At 45.0% G+C, this 16269-nt stretch carries 13 protein-coding genes and 1 pseudogene; 11 read left to right on the plus strand and 3 right to left on the minus strand.

Annotated elements, in window-relative coordinates:
- Window positions 1-164: 164 nt before the first annotated feature.
- Window positions 165-527: a YmaF family protein gene (locus NSS94_RS08580; protein ID WP_069011216.1), complete on the plus strand. Its 363-nt coding sequence runs from the start codon at window positions 165-167 to the stop codon at window positions 525-527.
- Between the two features lie 295 nt (window positions 528-822).
- Here NSS94_RS08580 and NSS94_RS08585 read toward each other — a convergent pair whose 3' ends face one another.
- Window positions 823-1662 carry a manganese catalase family protein gene (locus NSS94_RS08585; RefSeq protein WP_029516588.1) on the minus strand — a complete coding sequence of 280 codons (840 nt, stop codon included), beginning with the start codon at window positions 1660-1662 and terminating at the stop codon, window positions 823-825.
- A gap of 205 nt (window positions 1663-1867) precedes the next feature.
- Between NSS94_RS08585 and NSS94_RS08590 the strand changes: the two are divergent.
- Window positions 1868-2713: pseudogene (locus tag NSS94_RS08590) on the plus strand (manganese catalase family protein).
- Window positions 2714-2882: 169 nt separating this feature from the next.
- Here NSS94_RS08590 and NSS94_RS08595 read toward each other — a convergent pair.
- The gene (locus tag NSS94_RS08595) at window positions 2883-3947 is read right to left on the minus strand and encodes an HD-GYP domain-containing protein (RefSeq protein WP_029516590.1); all 1065 of its coding nucleotides are present in this window, start codon (window positions 3945-3947) and stop codon (window positions 2883-2885) included.
- Window positions 3948-4264: 317 nt separating this feature from the next.
- Here NSS94_RS08595 and NSS94_RS08600 point away from each other — a divergent pair, with 317 nt between their 5' ends.
- From NSS94_RS08600 to NSS94_RS08630, 7 genes are all read left to right on the plus strand, one after another.
- Window positions 4265-5719, plus strand: coding sequence for a bifunctional metallophosphatase/5'-nucleotidase (locus NSS94_RS08600; protein ID WP_069011215.1), 1455 nt, complete (start codon window positions 4265-4267; stop codon window positions 5717-5719).
- Complete coding sequence (locus tag NSS94_RS08605) at window positions 5673-6833, plus strand: HD-GYP domain-containing protein (protein ID WP_069011214.1); 1161 nt, start codon at window positions 5673-5675, stop codon at window positions 6831-6833. Before NSS94_RS08600 ends, NSS94_RS08605 begins: the two co-directional genes overlap by 47 nt.
- Window positions 6834-6930: 97 nt before the next feature.
- Complete coding sequence (gene yfkAB, locus NSS94_RS08610) at window positions 6931-8061, plus strand: radical SAM/CxCxxxxC motif protein YfkAB (RefSeq protein ID WP_340884910.1); 1131 nt, start codon at window positions 6931-6933, stop codon at window positions 8059-8061.
- A 16-nt stretch (window positions 8062-8077) separates the two neighbouring features.
- Window positions 8078-9427, plus strand: coding sequence for a hemolysin family protein (locus tag NSS94_RS08615; protein WP_029516594.1), 1350 nt, complete (start codon window positions 8078-8080; stop codon window positions 9425-9427).
- 240 nt (window positions 9428-9667) lie between these two features.
- Complete coding sequence (locus NSS94_RS08620; RefSeq protein WP_029516595.1) at window positions 9668-9892, plus strand: spore coat associated protein CotJA; 225 nt, start codon at window positions 9668-9670, stop codon at window positions 9890-9892.
- A 1-nt stretch (window position 9893) separates the two neighbouring features.
- Window positions 9894-10343 (plus strand): spore coat protein CotJB, encoded by a 450-nt coding sequence (locus NSS94_RS08625; protein WP_081317561.1) that lies wholly within the window; start codon window positions 9894-9896, stop codon window positions 10341-10343.
- Between the two features lie 45 nt (window positions 10344-10388).
- Window positions 10389-10958 carry a manganese catalase family protein gene (locus NSS94_RS08630; RefSeq protein ID WP_029516597.1) on the plus strand — a complete coding sequence of 190 codons (570 nt, stop codon included), beginning with the start codon at window positions 10389-10391 and terminating at the stop codon, window positions 10956-10958.
- A gap of 249 nt (window positions 10959-11207) precedes the next feature.
- On the opposite strand, the gene NSS94_RS08635 is transcribed toward NSS94_RS08630, so the two are convergent.
- Window positions 11208-12278: a glycosyltransferase family 2 protein gene (locus NSS94_RS08635; RefSeq protein ID WP_340884914.1), complete on the minus strand. Its 1071-nt coding sequence runs from the start codon at window positions 12276-12278 to the stop codon at window positions 11208-11210.
- Window positions 12279-12708: 430 nt separating this feature from the next.
- Between NSS94_RS08635 and NSS94_RS08640 the strand changes: the two genes are divergently transcribed.
- Together NSS94_RS08640 and NSS94_RS08645 are read left to right on the plus strand one after the other, a co-directional pair.
- Complete coding sequence (locus NSS94_RS08640; RefSeq protein ID WP_341039157.1) at window positions 12709-15525, plus strand: bifunctional glycosyltransferase/class I SAM-dependent methyltransferase; 2817 nt, start codon at window positions 12709-12711, stop codon at window positions 15523-15525.
- A 25-nt stretch (window positions 15526-15550) separates the two neighbouring features.
- A complete protein-coding gene (locus NSS94_RS08645; protein WP_069011210.1) occupies window positions 15551-16213 on the plus strand; it encodes a class I SAM-dependent methyltransferase in 663 nt (220 codons plus the stop codon).
- Window positions 16214-16269 lie beyond the last annotated feature (56 nt).

A 16269-nucleotide genomic window follows, 5' to 3' on the forward strand; every position in this document is an offset into this window, starting at 1 on the left:
AGTTCGTCTTCTTTTGTTTTTTCTGTGATACCTAAGTCCATAAGCCTTCTTTCTACTACAAAAAAAAAATTATGCTTAGGACTGCAGATAGTTGCCTAGCACTTATGTATGTTTGCTTAATAGGATGTTGTGAGTGACATAAACATAAGGAGGCATGCCAACAGATGCAGAAGAACAGAGCTGGAGTGAAGAAGAAAACCCTCTCTTCTAAGCAGACACAGAGACATGTACATGAATTTGAAGGTAGCACCAAACTGGCCGAAGAAGGTGCAGACCGACATAACCACCGCTTTGCAGGTGTTACTGGGCAAGCGATTCGAGTTGGAAGAAGTCATGTCCATGAAATTGATCTTACCAAAACTGATTTCGTGAACCATTTTCATAATCTGAGAAGGATTAGAACAGGGCCCGCTATTCCAGTCGGAAATGGTAAGCATGTACATTTTGTTACGGGCCAAACTACATTAAATGATGGTCATGTACACCAGTTTAATTTTGCAACATTGATTCAGGCACCTCTTATTTAATGAACGGTGGTTTGATCCGAAGCTGAGGTAACACAAATGATGGTTATAGACATCTGCTCATACAGAATGAGAGCATCGTCTTTGAAATCAAAAAGCTCTGCTAACCATAATTGGTCGGCAGGGCTTTTAGACTTACATTAATTCTGTACTTCATGATTTATGATCGGCTATGATTTTATACCTTATGATAAGCCGCCTTATTCGAATATTAAGTATATATTTTTTGTAACATTTTTATGGTCAGTGTCACCAATAAGCAATTCTTTAATGTTGGGACAGCTTGTCTGCCACTTGTTTATTTATCTGAAGTTTTATGGTCTAAGTCATGATGTAACTCGGTTGCTGGTATTTTGGCATTATAGATTTGTCCTTTGGCAACTGGTTTTGAGATGTATACATAGCTCCCGGTTCCATCCGGCGCACTCCCTGTTGCCCACAAACCTTCACTAGATTCTTCGCCCTCAGACAAATTCCAAAACTCATAAGCTTCAGGCTGAGACTCTTGTTCTGCCTCAGGGGGAAAAGAAGCCGGAACCACAACACCGTTTTTCTCTTCTAATTCTTGGATTGCCGCCATCCATTGATACTGGTGATAGCGGTCACGTGCTAGCATTTTCCGTAGTGTAGCTCTGACGCTTTCATCTTGTGTCATATGATATAGCCTTGCTACCTGCAATCGACCCTGACTCTCTGCGTGCAAATTGGATCGCATATCCGCCAAAAGGTTGCCACTTGCGACGATATAAGAGCCGTTCCATGGAACTCCATTTGAATTAGTAGGCAATCCGCCTAGACCGCTGACTAGCAAGTGCTGCGGGTTAATTCCCCCCATTATGGCAGCTGTAACAGGGTCTTTTGCAGCTTGTTCTTGATCTTCTGGTTTAGCTCCATCAAGTAGTTGACTAATTAAAGCACACAGCATCTCCACATGCCCTACTTCTTCAGTTCCAATATCCATCAGCATATCTTTATATTTTTCATCACCGCGACAGTTAAACCCTTGAAATAAATATTGCATCATTACGGTCATTTCTCCAAATTGCCCTCCCAAAACTTCTTGTACCTGCCGGGCAAAAAGAGGATCAGGGCGCTCTACTTTCACTTCAAACTGCAACTCTTTTTGATGTCTAAACATATTTACTCCTCCTATAGCTAAAGCAGCTTAGTGAATTCTAACTGTATTTAACCTTTTCAAGATGTAATAAAACGAGGAGCAGCATCACAAAAATCGATACGGGTCTTTATATTTAACTTTCTGTTTGTTTGGTTTGTATATAAATTATTAAAGAGGGAAGCCTATGTTTCACTTTAAAATGAAGAGTCTAAGGAGGGTATTTGAATTGTATTTTTATAAAGAAGATTTAATTAACTTAATAGTACCCGATAAGCCCGATCCTGCTGCTAAAGTGATTCAAGAAGTGTTAGGTGGTCGATTCGGAGAAATGCGTACTATGATGCAGTTTTTCTTTCAAAGTAATAATTTTCGTGGTAATGCTGTGCAGTTTTGATACGAGGAGTTTTTCTAGAGGAGCTTAGTCATGTTGAACTGGTCCAACATACTATAAATCAACTTCTGACTGGCTCAGGCGCAGACCAAGCCGGCGATGCGGGAATGGATCATGCTCCTTTAGATGAGGCGATAAAACACGCAAATCCTCATCATTTTATTATTGGGAGCCCAAAGTTCCTTACCTGTTGATGCAAGTGGGAATCCTTGGCTAGGTAGTTATGTTTATTCCCACGGGAATCTGGTTAGTGATTTGCTTGATAATCTCGTACTCGAATCTACAGGGGTTCTGCAAAAATCCCGAATTTACGAAATGAGCTCGAACAAAACATTCCGGGAAACGTTGGCTTTTTTGATTGTGAGGGATAATGCTCATCAAAACGCGTTTGCCAAAGCGTTAGAGACACTTGGAGTTGATTGGGGAAAATTGTTCCCGGTTCCAAATTACGATATTAACAAGTATCCAGAATGCCGGAAGTATGTTGAGATGGGCTTTCACAATGCGCAGTTTAATTTTCGATTGGATTCTACCCGTATTGGGGAAATATTCAATGGGCAAACTCCAAGTAGAAACGGTGGGGATTTGAGTGTAATAGATCCTCCTGAGGGTTTTCCTCTTCCGTATATGCCCGAATTGCCTAATGAACATAGTCCAGGGCTACACGATCTTACCACTTAGGATTAAACCATAAATAAAGATAGTAACAAGGTTAATATCCGTAACTTAAAAAGAGGCTGTCCTTCGTAGAAGAACCTACGAATCAAGGACAGTCTCTTTTTATTCGCGTAGTCTGTGCTTCGGCAAAACATTTCGTTCCACCGAAGTAACGCCGGGAGGCAGTAGCGGATCAGGATTCCAAATAAATTTCATCAATGGATACATGGCGTTCCCTAGACAAATCTACATATTCATCATCGTTAATTCTTACTAAGGGTCTGAAGTAATCAGCAGGATTGTTCAGAATGATCGTTCCTGTCTGACCTGTAGTCAACAGAACCTGCTTATTAATGAAATTAGGAAGCATGTGTCTGATGAACACTTGGGTAGCTTCTGGGTTTAGATGTCCAAAACTCATGCTGTGCAGCTCGCGTAATACGGTGAGTAGCTCCTGCTTCGTCTGATACACACGATTGGAAATCATCGCGCTATACACGTCGGCAATAGCTGTTATGCTGGCAAAAGGATGAATTTCTTCCTTGAACAGACCATGGGGATATCCACTTCCATCTTCACGCTCATGATGCTGTAAGGCGACAATTGCAGAAATCTCATCGCTGGTTGAATTGCGAATAATATCATAGCCATATAGCGAATGTTTCTTCATTTCATGAAATTCTTCAGGTGTCAGTTTATCCGGTTTGTTCAAAATTTCATCGGGTATCATGGACTTGCCTATATCATGTAAATATCCAGCTTTACCGGCGGCATATGCTTCTTCTTCCGTATACCCAAGCCATGTGGCAATGTAATATGACAGTACGCCTACTTGGAGAGAATGATTATAGGTATAGTGATCTCCCCGTTCCATAATTAACAGCAGAGATACGACATCTTTTTGACGAGCTAGCTCTGAAACGAGAGGGCCGAACAGCTCATCAACTCGATATTCATCAAATTTGCCAGTTGAGGAAGCTTCGAGAAACATACTTTCAAAGCCACTGATCGTCTGCTCCATGAGAGGAACGGCACGTTTGAGGGACTCGGGGGAAGCTGGAACATCGGGGGCAAAGTCAACCGGAATGCTCGCAGAACCGGCATCAATGTCGATATAATCGACACCGTGCATAATGAGCTTGGAAATATCGTCATGCTGTAGCTCGGTGCCCTGAACCATGACAGGCACACCGTGCCCATTGTATGTATCGGATTTGAGGCGATCTCCTGGCTTGGCATCGGTAACGTGTACTCTCATGCGCTAACCTCCTTATTGTCGTAAATTTGTCGAAAATACGAAACAAACTTAATATATCAAGAATTATATGGGATGACAACGACTAATTTACTATTATTCCAAGCTGTAAAATAGGTCCCAGGAACCCAATTCCTATCAGATACCTACAATAGATAACGTCAATACTTTTCACTATGTTTGTAATATGAGATTGCCCAGAGACTACAGCGAAGCTTAAGGACTATGTCCACCCATATGTACCATATTGCTAAATAACATGATATGCTTAAACATTAGAAGCTCCAAAGTCGATATATAAAATATAGAGGAGGGCGGTTATGGAGATGACGACTCGGCAAACGTTGACCATTTTGCATACCAATGATATCCATAGTCATTTTGGCAGTATGCCTTCGATAGCCGCGATGATTAATGAACGAAGAGCTGCATTAGGGGATGCGCTACTTGTGCTTGACATAGGAGACCACATGGACCGGATGGCCCCCGAAACGGAAGGAACGCTAGGTGGGGCAAATGTGGATGTGATGAATCTAACAGGATATGATGCCATTACGATCGGTAATAATGAGGGACTGACTTTTACCCCGGATATGATTGAACAGGCATATGCGGGCATTCATTGTCCGGTCATATGTGGCAATATGACTGAGTGTGCCACAGGGATGAGTCCTGCGTGGATGAAGGAATCCCTTATTGTAGACAAAGCAGGAATCAAGGTCGGTTTACTTGGTGTGACGGCTCCTTTTGTAGAGTATTATCAATTGCTGGGCTGGGATGTGCTCAATCCGTTTGATGTGCTGGGGAAGCAGATCGCGGCACTGAGAAAGCAGGTTGATGTTTTGGTCGTGATGTCGCACCTGGGCCTACCTTCCGATAAAAAGTTAGCGTCGCAATTTCCTGAGATTGACGTTATCCTTGGAGGTCACACCCATCATGTGCTGGAGGAACCGCTTTGGATCGGGAAAACAGCTTTATGTGGGGCGGGTAAGTTCGGAACGCTGCTGGGTGAAGTGACGCTAAGTCGTAACAATAGCCTCGAACCGTTTCGAGTCACGTCAGGCGGTGTAGTTCCTGTGGATCTGACAATACTGGACGAAAAAGTGGCATCGGCCATTGTGGTGCATCGCAGACAAGCAGAGCGCGCCATGGAGAGCACGGTTGCTGTGACGGATCGGAAACTGGAGATCGCATATGATCAGGAATCCCCTTTCGGGAATATGCTGGCACAATCAGTGTCCCATTTTACAGGAACAGAAATTGCCCTCGTCAATGCGGGACAACTGCTCGGCCCATTACCTCAAGGGGATATCAGTAAAGGAATCCTGCATTCCTTATGCCCTTCACCGATTAATGCCTGTGTTATGAAGTTGCGGGGGAGCGATATTCGGTTGGCGCTGGAGCAGTCCTTGCTGCCTGAATTTGCGGACAAGCCTATGACGGGCTTTGGCTTCAGAGGCAAAGTGCTTGGTACGATGTGTGTGGAAGGCTTGGCTATTCAGTATGACCCTGGCCGTGCTCCTTATGAAAAAGTAACGGACATTCGTGTAGCAGGTCAACCTTTGGAAGAGCATGAAGAATACACAGTGGGCACGTTGGATATGTTCACTTTCAAAGCAGGTTATGAGGTGCTTGCGAACGGAACAGATCTCCGATTTATGCTTCCAGAATTTTTACGGGATTTGATTGAAATGGAGTTGAAGCGTCCGGGCGCGATGGAAGAATGTTTTGCAGCTAGGTGGCTTCAGGTATCAAAACAATCGGGAGAGGATTAAGCTGCGACTGGTACCTGTTACATTATTGAGAGCCGGCATGAAGCTGGGCAAAAAAATATACAATGAAAATGGAATGGTGCTGCTCTCGGAAGGTGTTGAGCTTACTTCGCGATTGATTGAACGTCTAGGCCAAGTCGGTATTGGATATGTATACATTGAGGATGCTGTGACAGAAGATATCGTCATTCCTGAGATGATCCATGAACAGACAAGGGCGGCGGCGCTACAGGAAATCAAAAAGCAATTTCAAGGGTTGTCATCCTACTCCGTAGATCATAAGCACAAATATTTTGGCAAGTCATTTTATAAGGTGATGGAATCTATTCTGGACGATATTGGAGGCCGGCAGGACGCCGTCATTATGTTGATGGATATTGGGGCCGCAGATCAGGATTTGTATCATCATTCTTTGAACGTATGTCTATATTCACTTGTACTGGGAATTTCCAACGGCTACGATAACAATCAGCTGATGGAGTTGGGAATAGGTTCACTACTGCACGATATCGGTAAAATGAAAATTTCACCTCAAGTACTCTATAAGCCGGGTAAATTGACCGACGAGGAATATGAGCATATGAAAACACACACGGTGATCGGCTACAAGCTGCTTAAAGACGAACCTGGAATTCCCTTGTTGTCGGCTCACTGTGCATTACAGCATCATGAGCGTATTGACGGCAGCGGATACCCACACGGTTGGAAAAAGGACCAGATCCACGAATATGCGAAATGGATCGGCCTGGCAGACTCGTACGACGCAATGACAGCAAGTCGGATATATAAGCAGGCTTTGTTGCCTTATGAGGCGATGGAAGTGCTGTACGCCGGGGCAGGAACGTTATATGAGCAGCGAATGCTAGAAGCCTTTCGTGACTGTGTGGCTATTTACCCCTTGGGACTCTCTGTGGTGCTCAACACGGGGGAAGAGGGGGTCGTGGTGCGTATACATTCCAAAATCCCGCAAAGACCCGTCATTCGCATTGTAAGGGACCGGGATGGGCAGGAAGTGAAAGCACCTTATGATGTGGATTTGTCCATATCCCTCTCGGTTATGATTACAAATACATTGGGTGCTACTGTGGCCCCTTTCGGAGGAGTACACGTAGATTAGCAGATGATGTGGAAGAAAGCATGCAGACACTTTACACATCATGATATGATAATTATACGTCTTTTGAGGTTAATAACAGAAATAAGGTGAAAACATAATGACAGTTCTACAAAATAACACGCTACCCCAAATATCGCCAACCTATGATCCGTGGGACCCGATTGTCTCATTGCGTACACATGGTCGTCATTTGCTTACGAGTGTGGAAATGACCGTAACGCATCTGTGTAATATGCGCTGTGAGCATTGCGCTGTTGGCGACATGCTGGTTATGAAGGAGGCCCCTTTCCTTCCGTTAGACCTAATGCTGAAGCGTCTGGATGAAGTCGAGCATCTGGAGACCATCAGTATTACAGGCGGGGAACCTGCTTTGCTCGATAAAACAGTGGATGAAGTGATCGTTCCACTGTTGAAATACGCCAAAGAGCGCGGTATTCGCTCGCAAATCAACTCCAATCTGACGTTAGATATTCGCAGATATGAGAAGATGCTTCCTTATCTAGATGTGATGCATATTTCGTTTAACTATTTGAATGCGGACGATTTTTATGAAGTGGGTTTTGCAAATACAGGCCGGCCGACCCCACGTGCGGGTGCTGTTCGCCTGTATGAAAAAATGATCGAGAATGCCTGCAGATTAAGTGAAATGGGAATGTTCATTTCAGCTGAATCCATGATTAATTATCGGACACACACGAAGCTGGAGGGCATTCATCAGTTGATCAACGAAATGGGATGCCGACGGCATGAGGTTCATCCAATGTATGCGTCAAATTTTGCCTCTGCTTTGCCTGTGCTTTCACTCGACGACATGCGGAACTCTATCCATAAGCTGCTGGATGTACGTAATCAGGACATGTGGATGTTGTTTGGCACATTACCGTTCTTTGCTTGTTCGGACCGGGAAGAAGACCGCAAACTGCTTCGCCGCTTGCGTCAGGAACCGAATATTACGGTGCGTAATGATCCAGACGGAAGAAACCGTGTGAATGTGAATATGTTCACGGGTAGCGTGTATGTGACGGATTTTGCAGACATTCCGGCTTTCGGCAACATTCAGGAAGACAGTCTGGACGATATTTTTGGTGAATGGCTGAATGAGCATCCGTTGAATCAGACTGTGAACTGTCATTGTGATGCCGCTGCCTGTTGTGGACCGAACCTGCTCGTAGCGGATATGTACTACAAAGGAATAGACTTTAAATCAAGAAAAGCATTACAACTATAGAAATGGGGAGTTCGTATTGGATGGTCATACCGAGTTTCATTGGGGATTGCTAGCTGTGAATCTCCTCTTGGTACTGCTGCTTGTCTTTCTAAATGGTGTATTTGTGGCCGCAGAATTTTCGTTGGTCAAAATGCGCCAATCCCGATTGACGCAGCTCCAAAGCGAGGGTCATCGCCTGGCAGGCTATGCGCTGAAGGTGAACCAAAGGTTGGATGCTTATCTGTCCGCCACCCAATTGGGCATTACGCTGGCTTCATTGGGTTTGGGTTGGATTGGAGAGCCAGCAATATCCGGCTACCTGATAGAGCCACTCATGCACAAACTCGGTGTAACTGACGGCACCCTGATTACAACGATATCCGTTGTCGTCGGATTTTGCGTAATTACCTTTTTGCATATTGTATTGGGGGAATTGGCTCCCAAGTCTTTAGCGATTCAGAAGACTGAAGGTGTGGCGTTGTTTTTATCGGCGCCTTTGCTGCTTTTTTATAAGGTCTTTCTACCTGTGATCTGGGTATTGAATGCTGCGGCAAACTTGCTGTTGCGTGCATTCGGGATTCAGCCGGCGAGTGAAGCCGAAGCGGCTCATTCGGAGGAAGAGATTCGTATATTGATGAATCAGAGCGCCAAAAGCGGTGTGATTGATAAGGACGAAATTAAGCTGATGGATAATATTTTTGATTTTTCCGACTTGCTTGCACGTGAAATCATGCTGCCGCGTACAGATATGGATTGTTTGTATACGAATTTGTCGTTTAAGGAAAATCTCAAGATTATCAGCGAGACCAAGCATTCCCGCTACCCGGTAGCGGTTGAGGATAAAGACCAGATTATCGGTTTTGTCCATATCACGGATCTTCTGCTAGCTGAGCAGGGGGAACAACTGGATCTGGCTTCGGTGGTACGTCCTATTTTGAATGTGCCGGAGTCTATGGAAGTGAGTCACGTGCTACGCCTTATGCAGAAAAAACATTCCCAAATGACTCTCGTGGTAGATGAATACGGCGGAACGGCCGGGCTGCTGACAGCGGAGGAAATTTTGGAGGAAATCGTCGGGGATCTCTATGATGAGTTTGAGGATGAACGCCCAAGCGTGGAAATCAAGGAGAACTTCATCTCTGTGGACGGTCGTATGCTCATTGAGGATGTCAATGATTTGACTGGAGTAAACATCGAAGACGACGAGGTAGATTCCATCGGAGGATGGCTGTTTAAGGAATTGGAAGGCATTCCGGTGAAAGGGAAGAAAATTGAGTTTTATAACCTTACCTTCGAGGTGGAGGAAGCAACAAGGCTTCGCATAATGAGAGTGAAGATTCACCGCAAGCCTGAGCCTGTGATTGAAGATGAGCTTTCTACCGATTGAGTCCTGATCCACAGAGATAGGTAAGATCAGTTCAGGTATGTAAGTTATTATAGTGTGCTGAAGCAAGAACCTTTAGATCCACGTTACCGTGGTTTTAAAGGTTCTTTTTGATTAGAAATAGTTCTATAGTTATTTTTTTTGAACAATTATTTTTATCTGTGATTTTTTGTTCGAGACTTGGGCGATGCGGCATATGTTGAATAGTAAAGCAGATGGATCAACCAAAGGAGGTCCCGGCCCGTGAAATTTCCACAGCAAGGTGAGTATGCCCCGTTTGTCGGCCCGTTCGATCCGTGTCCGCCCGTTCTGTGCAAGACTTATGTGCTTCCGCCAAACTTGTTTGTGCAATTTCAGCCCCCTGGTCTACCGCAATTCAGTCCAGATGAGGCGCTGACGAAGGGAACGCTATGGCCTTTGCTTTACAGCCCTTATGAGCCTAGAAGAAACCAGGGGGGAGGCGAATAGAATGGAGAATCCAAATCAGGGTCAGTCCCCATTCCAATTCCAGCAGCAAAATCAGCATGAGAGTGGACAGCAACAGCCGAATCCATATCAAAGCCCTTATTCAAATCCGTATCCATACCAGAACCAGTATCAGAACCAAACTCAGGGCTATAGTCAAGCCGGAAACCCGACCCAAGGCTGCACGTCCCAAACCAAGCCGGGGGATGCCCAGTTTTATGCGTTGCTGGAGAAGCTCCAAGCGGTGGATTTTGTGTTGGTGGAGCTGAATTTGTATCTGAATACGCACCCAGATGATTTACAGGCCATCGAGCAGTTCAATAAGCTGACGCAGGAAAGAACGGCGATTGCTAACGAGTATCAGATGCTATATGGGCCTTTACAAAATTTTGGTCGTGCCTATTCCAAGTATCCTTGGGAGTGGAGTCAATCCCCTTGGCCGTGGCAGGTCTAGGCAGGTACAACCTTTTAACAACCTTTTATAAAGGAGGGGACATGAATGTGGGTATATGAGAAGAAACTGCAATATCCCGTACGTGTCAGCAAATGTGATCCTCATATGGCCAAACTGCTTATGGAGCAGTATGGTGGAGCGGATGGCGAGCTGGCAGCGGCATTGCGCTATCTGAATCAGCGATATACGATTCCCGATAAGGTGATTGGTGTACTGAACGACATAGGCACGGAGGAATTTGCGCATCTCGAGATGATTGCGACTATGATTTATAAGCTGACCAAGGATGCGAGCGTAGAGCAAATGAAGGCTGCCGGTCTGGGTGAATATTATGCGGCACACGACCATGCGCTATATTATCAAAACGCTGCCGGAGTTCCTTTTACAGCGGCTTATATTCAAGCCAAAGGCGATCCTATTGCCGATCTATATGAGGACATAGCGGCAGAGGAAAAGGCACGAGCTACATATCAGTGGCTGATTGATCTGACAGACGATGTGGATTTGCAAGATAGTCTGAAGTTTCTACGTGAACGTGAAATAATCCATTCGCTCCGTTTCCGTGAGTCAGTGGAAATTTTGAAGGGGGAAAGAGACCGGAAGAAAGTGTTCTGATAAAATGATATACGAGGTCTCTTGGTGAGCTTAAGCTTGCAGGAGACTTTTTTTCTTTTGAGGTAATCTAAGCTAATGAAATGGTCCTTCCCGAGGAGCAGCAATGGGCATTTATATATAAGAGGGGGTAAAAATAAAAGCCCCGAAAAATTGCAGGCTGTCCGCCGGGTATCGTGCCGAGCACATATCGGCATGATGACTAAGGTCGGCTACATTGAACGACCTTTCCCCGGCGCGTCTTTCTCATCCCTATTGCTTCAGTTGTGCGAAATACTTCTCGTTATATAAAACACTTGGATGAGTAGGGTGGTGCAACTGAGCTATGCGATGATGCGATTTTGCCTTTTCGATGTCACCGATTCGGTCGTAACACAGGCATAATTGCAAGTGTGGAAACCAGGTATAGTACGACGAATTGGTTAGGGCCATCACATCTTGTGGAGGCTCTATCAACGTTGCCTGGTGAAACCAGTAAATGGCTTGAGTATACTGTTCGTCTTCAATCAACAAATTGCCAAAGACACAGCAGAACTGGGCGCGTGGTACATCAAGGTTAAGTGTGCGAAGCAGAGCCATACGCTGCTCCTGTTTTTGACCCTGGTGGGCGTAGCAATCCGCTAGCTTAAAGCAAGCAGCAATCCGATCCTCAATCCATCCTTGATCGAGTCCCAGATAGTGCTCGTACTGCTGGATGGCTTCTAGTATGCGTCCGTTATCATATAGTTCATTCGCGAAGTAGTAGTGATCTCGCTCAGAAAATGCAGTGCCTTGCTCCCGATGCTTGAGATATATATGCAAATTACGATCAGTGTAGGCACGTGTCTTTTTATGAGTCACCGCTATATTACTGTGAAAGGTGCTGCCAGTCACATGCAGGAATTCGTGCACAAAGCCGATCCATCTGAATCTTCGATCACGCCGCACAATTCGGTTTCTTTTGAGCTTATACAACGGCTGTCCTTGTTCATCTACAGACAGCACATAATCCATCGTAATGCTGTCATAGGAGAGGGTGGCTTGTTTCTTCCAGTTGAGAAATGATATTCGGTCTTTTTCTTCCAGTATGTCATCAGCGTCCAGCCAAAATTGATATTCTTGCGTTGCCTGATTAAACGCATAATTGCGGGCTGCAGAGAAATCATCGCACCATTCAAAATGGTATACCCGAGCATTGAACGATGCAGCGACCTCTTGGGTACTGTCAGTGGAACCAGTATCTACGATAATGATTTCATCTACCAGGTCATGGACTGATTTCAGACAGGTATGAAGGGCTTCTTCTTCATTTTTGACAATCATACATAAGCTGACAGTTACCATGCTCTTTGTCCCTCCCAAAAACTTGGTATAATCTCCATTTTATTAGGATAGCTTGCTCATTATGTAGTAATTCCTATGGATCGTTTAGAGGATGTGCGATGATCATAAATTCAATCTTGCTCTAATAAATTAGAAAATCAAAGTCTGATATGAGGGGGAGGAGATTGTGCGAAATTCGATATTATCAAGCGACCGGGAAATAAATTTGATGGCTAAATGTAGTTAGAAAACGGGTAGAAAACTGAAAAAGAGTAGTTGTTTGGATGGTAAGATTGTATTTTTGTATGGATGTCGTTTTCATTGATATTTCCAGGTGCAAGTCCATTCATACTACGCTCACTCCCATATCGCTCGGTTGCAATTATGGTATGCCTTAGGATATGGAGGGGGGAACGGTTATGAGGCTTCTGCCTGATGGAGGCGTTGAATCATGCGTATACTAATCGGTAGCCCGGTGCACCAGAAACCGGAAATATTGTCTTTATTTCTTCAAGCTTTAGAGCGACTGGAGGCACCTGATGTGCTGCCCGATTATTTATTTGTCGATGATAATGACAATCCGACTTCAAGCCAATGGCTTGCCGATTTTTCCAATCGGCTGCCGGGCAGGGTTTTGCCCTTGTTAAAAGGTCCACAGCAAGTGGAGAACCGAAGTGATGAGCACACTCATTATTGGCCGCCAGCCCTCGTCTGGAAAGTGGCCGACTTCAAAAATCGTCTTATCGATTATGCACTTCAGCATAATTATGACGCGCTGTTTTTAGTCGACTCAGACCTGATTCTCCATTCCCGTACCTTATGTAAGCTGGTGGAGGCGGAGAAGGATATTGTATCTGAGATTTTCTGGACACGCTGGCAGCCGGAGGGGCCTCTATTGCCTCAGGTGTGGGTTAGTGATGAATATAATTTGTTCCATCGTGAAGAAGGCGAAGTGTTGTCGGCAGAGGAGCGAGCGCAACGCGAGTTGCATTTCATACACCAAATGCATGTTCCTGGTTTGTACGAAGTGGGGGGTCTAGGTGCTTGCACCCTAATCCGCAGACGTGCACTGGAAGCAGGGATTCACTTTGGTAAAATCAAAAACGTTTCCTATTGGGGAGAAGATCGACATTTCTGTATTCGGGCAGCTGCATTTGGATTTCCACTTTTTGTGGATACACACTATCCGGCGATGCATCTGTACCGGGAAGCGGACAGAATGAAGGCAGAGCAGCTACTATTCACCCTAAATTATTTTACAACGAGCGCTGTTCATACGGACCAATCAGAACATTTAGCATATCTAAATCACTCCGATACTTCTACTAACTCTCCTGCCTTCAATCCTTCTGCATCATCAAGTCCATCTAAGTTCCCTGAACCTCCTGTTATACCGTATGACCTCCGTGAGTCAGCTGTCTTTGCCAAGTACACGGCAGATTCTTTTGTTATACCACAAACGTTCCCTGGTCCACGACAAAGTGAACTTCATACGCCGCCTGTCTCCAAACCCAAATTGACGCTGACCATGACGGTATACAATGAGGCAGATCGCAAGCTCATTGACGTGCTGCGGAGTCATCGAGAATATATTGATGAAGCGGTCATTATTGATGATGGCAGTCAGGATGATAGCGGAGAGTTGTGCCGTGAGATCCTAAAGGGAATCCCATTACGTTTAATACGCAATGAAACAGCTTCTTTTACCAATGAATTGGAACTACGTAAGCAACAGTGGAGAGAGACGTTGGCTTCTTTTCCGGAATGGATATTAAATATGGATGCTGACGAAATGTTCGAATCCCGTTTTGCTCAAGGGGTACATTCTTTGTTAGCGGGAACGAAAGCAGATACGATTTGTTTCAGGTTGTTTGATATGTGGAATTCCACGCATTACCGCGATGATGATTATTGGCAGGCTCATCAATATTACCGTCCTTTTTTAATTCGATATAAGGAAGGGTTCTCTTATAAATGGAAGGAGCAGTCCTTGCACTGTGGGAGATTTCCAGAAAATGTGCTTGACCTTCCCAGTGAAATCAGCAACTACCGCATCCAGCATTGGGGATGGTGTACACCTGCTATTCGCATGGCCAAATTTCAGCGATATCAGTTGCTTGATCCAAGTGTTCGTTATGGCTGGAAAGAGCAATATGAATCTATTTTGGACCCGAACCCCCGACTCACGCTTTGGGTAGATCAGGACAACATAAATGGAGAAAAAGAAACTACACCAGAGTATGAAGCTACCCATGATGTGAACGCCATGGATGTTGCCGAGATTTCAAGTGTCCAGGTTATGAATAATTCCGGTCTACAAATTAAAAGTGAAACAAAGAACGTATTTTATAGTAAATGCAAACTGTGTGGTTCGTCTGACACGGGAGTATTTCATAACTATGAACGCTTTACCTTGATGGGGTGCGGCTCCTGTGGCTTGGTTTTTCGTAATGATGTGGATCATATACAGCCGGAGGATATGATTGCAGAGATTTATAATGCCGATTGGGTTGCTATGCGGGATAGTGCAGCAGCGTCAACTTATGGGGATCATGCCCTTTTTGGACTCATGCTACTGGATATGTTCAGCTCCGGTAAAGGAAAATTGCTTGAGATTGGATCAGGTACCGGAGAATTTATCCATGCTGCCCTTCAAGCCGGCTGGGATGCAGTGGGTATTGAACCTTCCATAGACTCGCGTGCTTACGCCAAACACAAATATGACGTGGATTTATTGCCGGGTTACTGGAACGGTGAAACCGAAGAAGATACTCAAACCGATGAAGCATGTGATATGCAGGAATTGAATGAAGCACAAGAAATACAAGAAGTAGAAGAAGATACTGAATTACCACTGGATCACAAATACGAGGCCGTAGCATGCTGGCATGTGCTGGAGCATATTGCGGACCCTGTTGCATTTTTGACAGATTTACGCGAACAGCTTCAACCTGACGGGACGTTATATATTACAGTGCCCAACAAAAACTCGTTCACCAATGAGGCTTATGGTGTTTATTCACCTTTATTTACCGAGGAAGATCATTTATATCATTATTCTGAGCATACGCTGGCGCTCTTACTGGAAAAGTCTGGATTGTGCTCGGTGGCTATGTTTACCCGCCAGCTTCCCTCTGGTTTGGATGCCTTGCTGCAAGCCCATCCTTTGTACGGTGATCTTGCCTTTACGGAGCAAATGGGATTGTTGGCCAAACTTCAAGGCGAGAAACGGGGTCATGAACTGTGCTGTGTTGCAAGAGTAATTTAAATCTCTCCAAAAGGAGGCAGCATCCATGAACATGTCTGACCCGTATCTGTCTCGCTTTTTTGTATATTCTGACCCCAACTCCTCCAGCATGATTTACAGACTCCCCCAAAGCTGGTGGAGTCGCCCCTATGAGTATGAGTGGTGTCTTCAATTTATGTCCGGTCAAGATTCGGTGCTGGATGCAGCGTGTGGAATTCCACATCCATTCAAATTTGAGTTGGCCCGCCGTTGCGCTCAGGTCTATGCTTGCGATCTGGATATACGGATCGTTTCCGTGGATGCCATTTTGGCCGAGGTGCGGCGGGATATCGGAGAGGAGGCTGCCGAGCGCATTCAGGAGATTTTACCGGTTCGGCTCCACTCCGCACATGCCAATCTGACAGCTCTGCCTTATGAGGATGCCAGTTTTGACAAAATTGTATGTATTTCAGTGCTGGAACATTTAACACCTGAGGAGTCTTTGGCAGCCTTACATGAATTTCACCGGACCATACGCGATGACGGAATGCTTCTGCTGACGTTTGATTACCCTACAGTGGATCTATCAGCGATGGAGCAATGGATAGAGCAGGCGGGATTTTCGTATTGGAATGGTGTGGATCTCAACCTTCCAAGGGGTGCCTTACACACGGATATGTGGGGTGGTTTGCATTGTTTCAGGACTGTTTTAAAAAAATATAAGAGTTAGCGGTATGCGCAATGAGGTTTACACGGACCTCTCTTATTGCTTATCATGAGAGGGGT

The sequence above is a fragment of the Paenibacillus sp. FSL L8-0644 genome (assembly GCF_038008165.1).
GTDB classification, from domain to species: Bacteria; Bacillota; Bacilli; order Paenibacillales; family Paenibacillaceae; genus Paenibacillus; species Paenibacillus polymyxa_D.

Excerpts from the sequence above, each read along its gene's own strand:
- NSS94_RS08640 (WP_341039157.1), top strand. The coding sequence starts at position 12,709 with ATGCGTATACTAATCGGTAGCCCGGTGCACCAGAAACCGGAAATATTG.
- NSS94_RS08600 (WP_069011215.1), top strand. The coding sequence starts at position 4,265 with ATGGAGATGACGACTCGGCAAACGTTGACCATTTTGCATACCAATGAT.
- NSS94_RS08625 (WP_081317561.1), top strand. The coding sequence starts at position 9,894 with ATGGAGAATCCAAATCAGGGTCAGTCCCCATTCCAATTCCAGCAGCAA.
- NSS94_RS08645 (WP_069011210.1), top strand. The coding sequence starts at position 15,551 with ATGAACATGTCTGACCCGTATCTGTCTCGCTTTTTTGTATATTCTGAC.
- NSS94_RS08585 (WP_029516588.1), bottom strand. The coding sequence starts at position 1,662 with ATGTTTAGACATCAAAAAGAGTTGCAGTTTGAAGTGAAAGTAGAGCGC.
- NSS94_RS08595 (WP_029516590.1), bottom strand. The coding sequence starts at position 3,947 with ATGAGAGTACACGTTACCGATGCCAAGCCAGGAGATCGCCTCAAATCC.
- NSS94_RS08635 (WP_340884914.1), bottom strand. The coding sequence starts at position 12,278 with ATGGTAACTGTCAGCTTATGTATGATTGTCAAAAATGAAGAAGAAGCC.
- yfkAB (WP_340884910.1), top strand. The coding sequence starts at position 6,931 with ATGACAGTTCTACAAAATAACACGCTACCCCAAATATCGCCAACCTAT.
- NSS94_RS08580 (WP_069011216.1), top strand. The coding sequence starts at position 165 with ATGCAGAAGAACAGAGCTGGAGTGAAGAAGAAAACCCTCTCTTCTAAG.
- NSS94_RS08630 (WP_029516597.1), top strand. The coding sequence starts at position 10,389 with ATGTGGGTATATGAGAAGAAACTGCAATATCCCGTACGTGTCAGCAAA.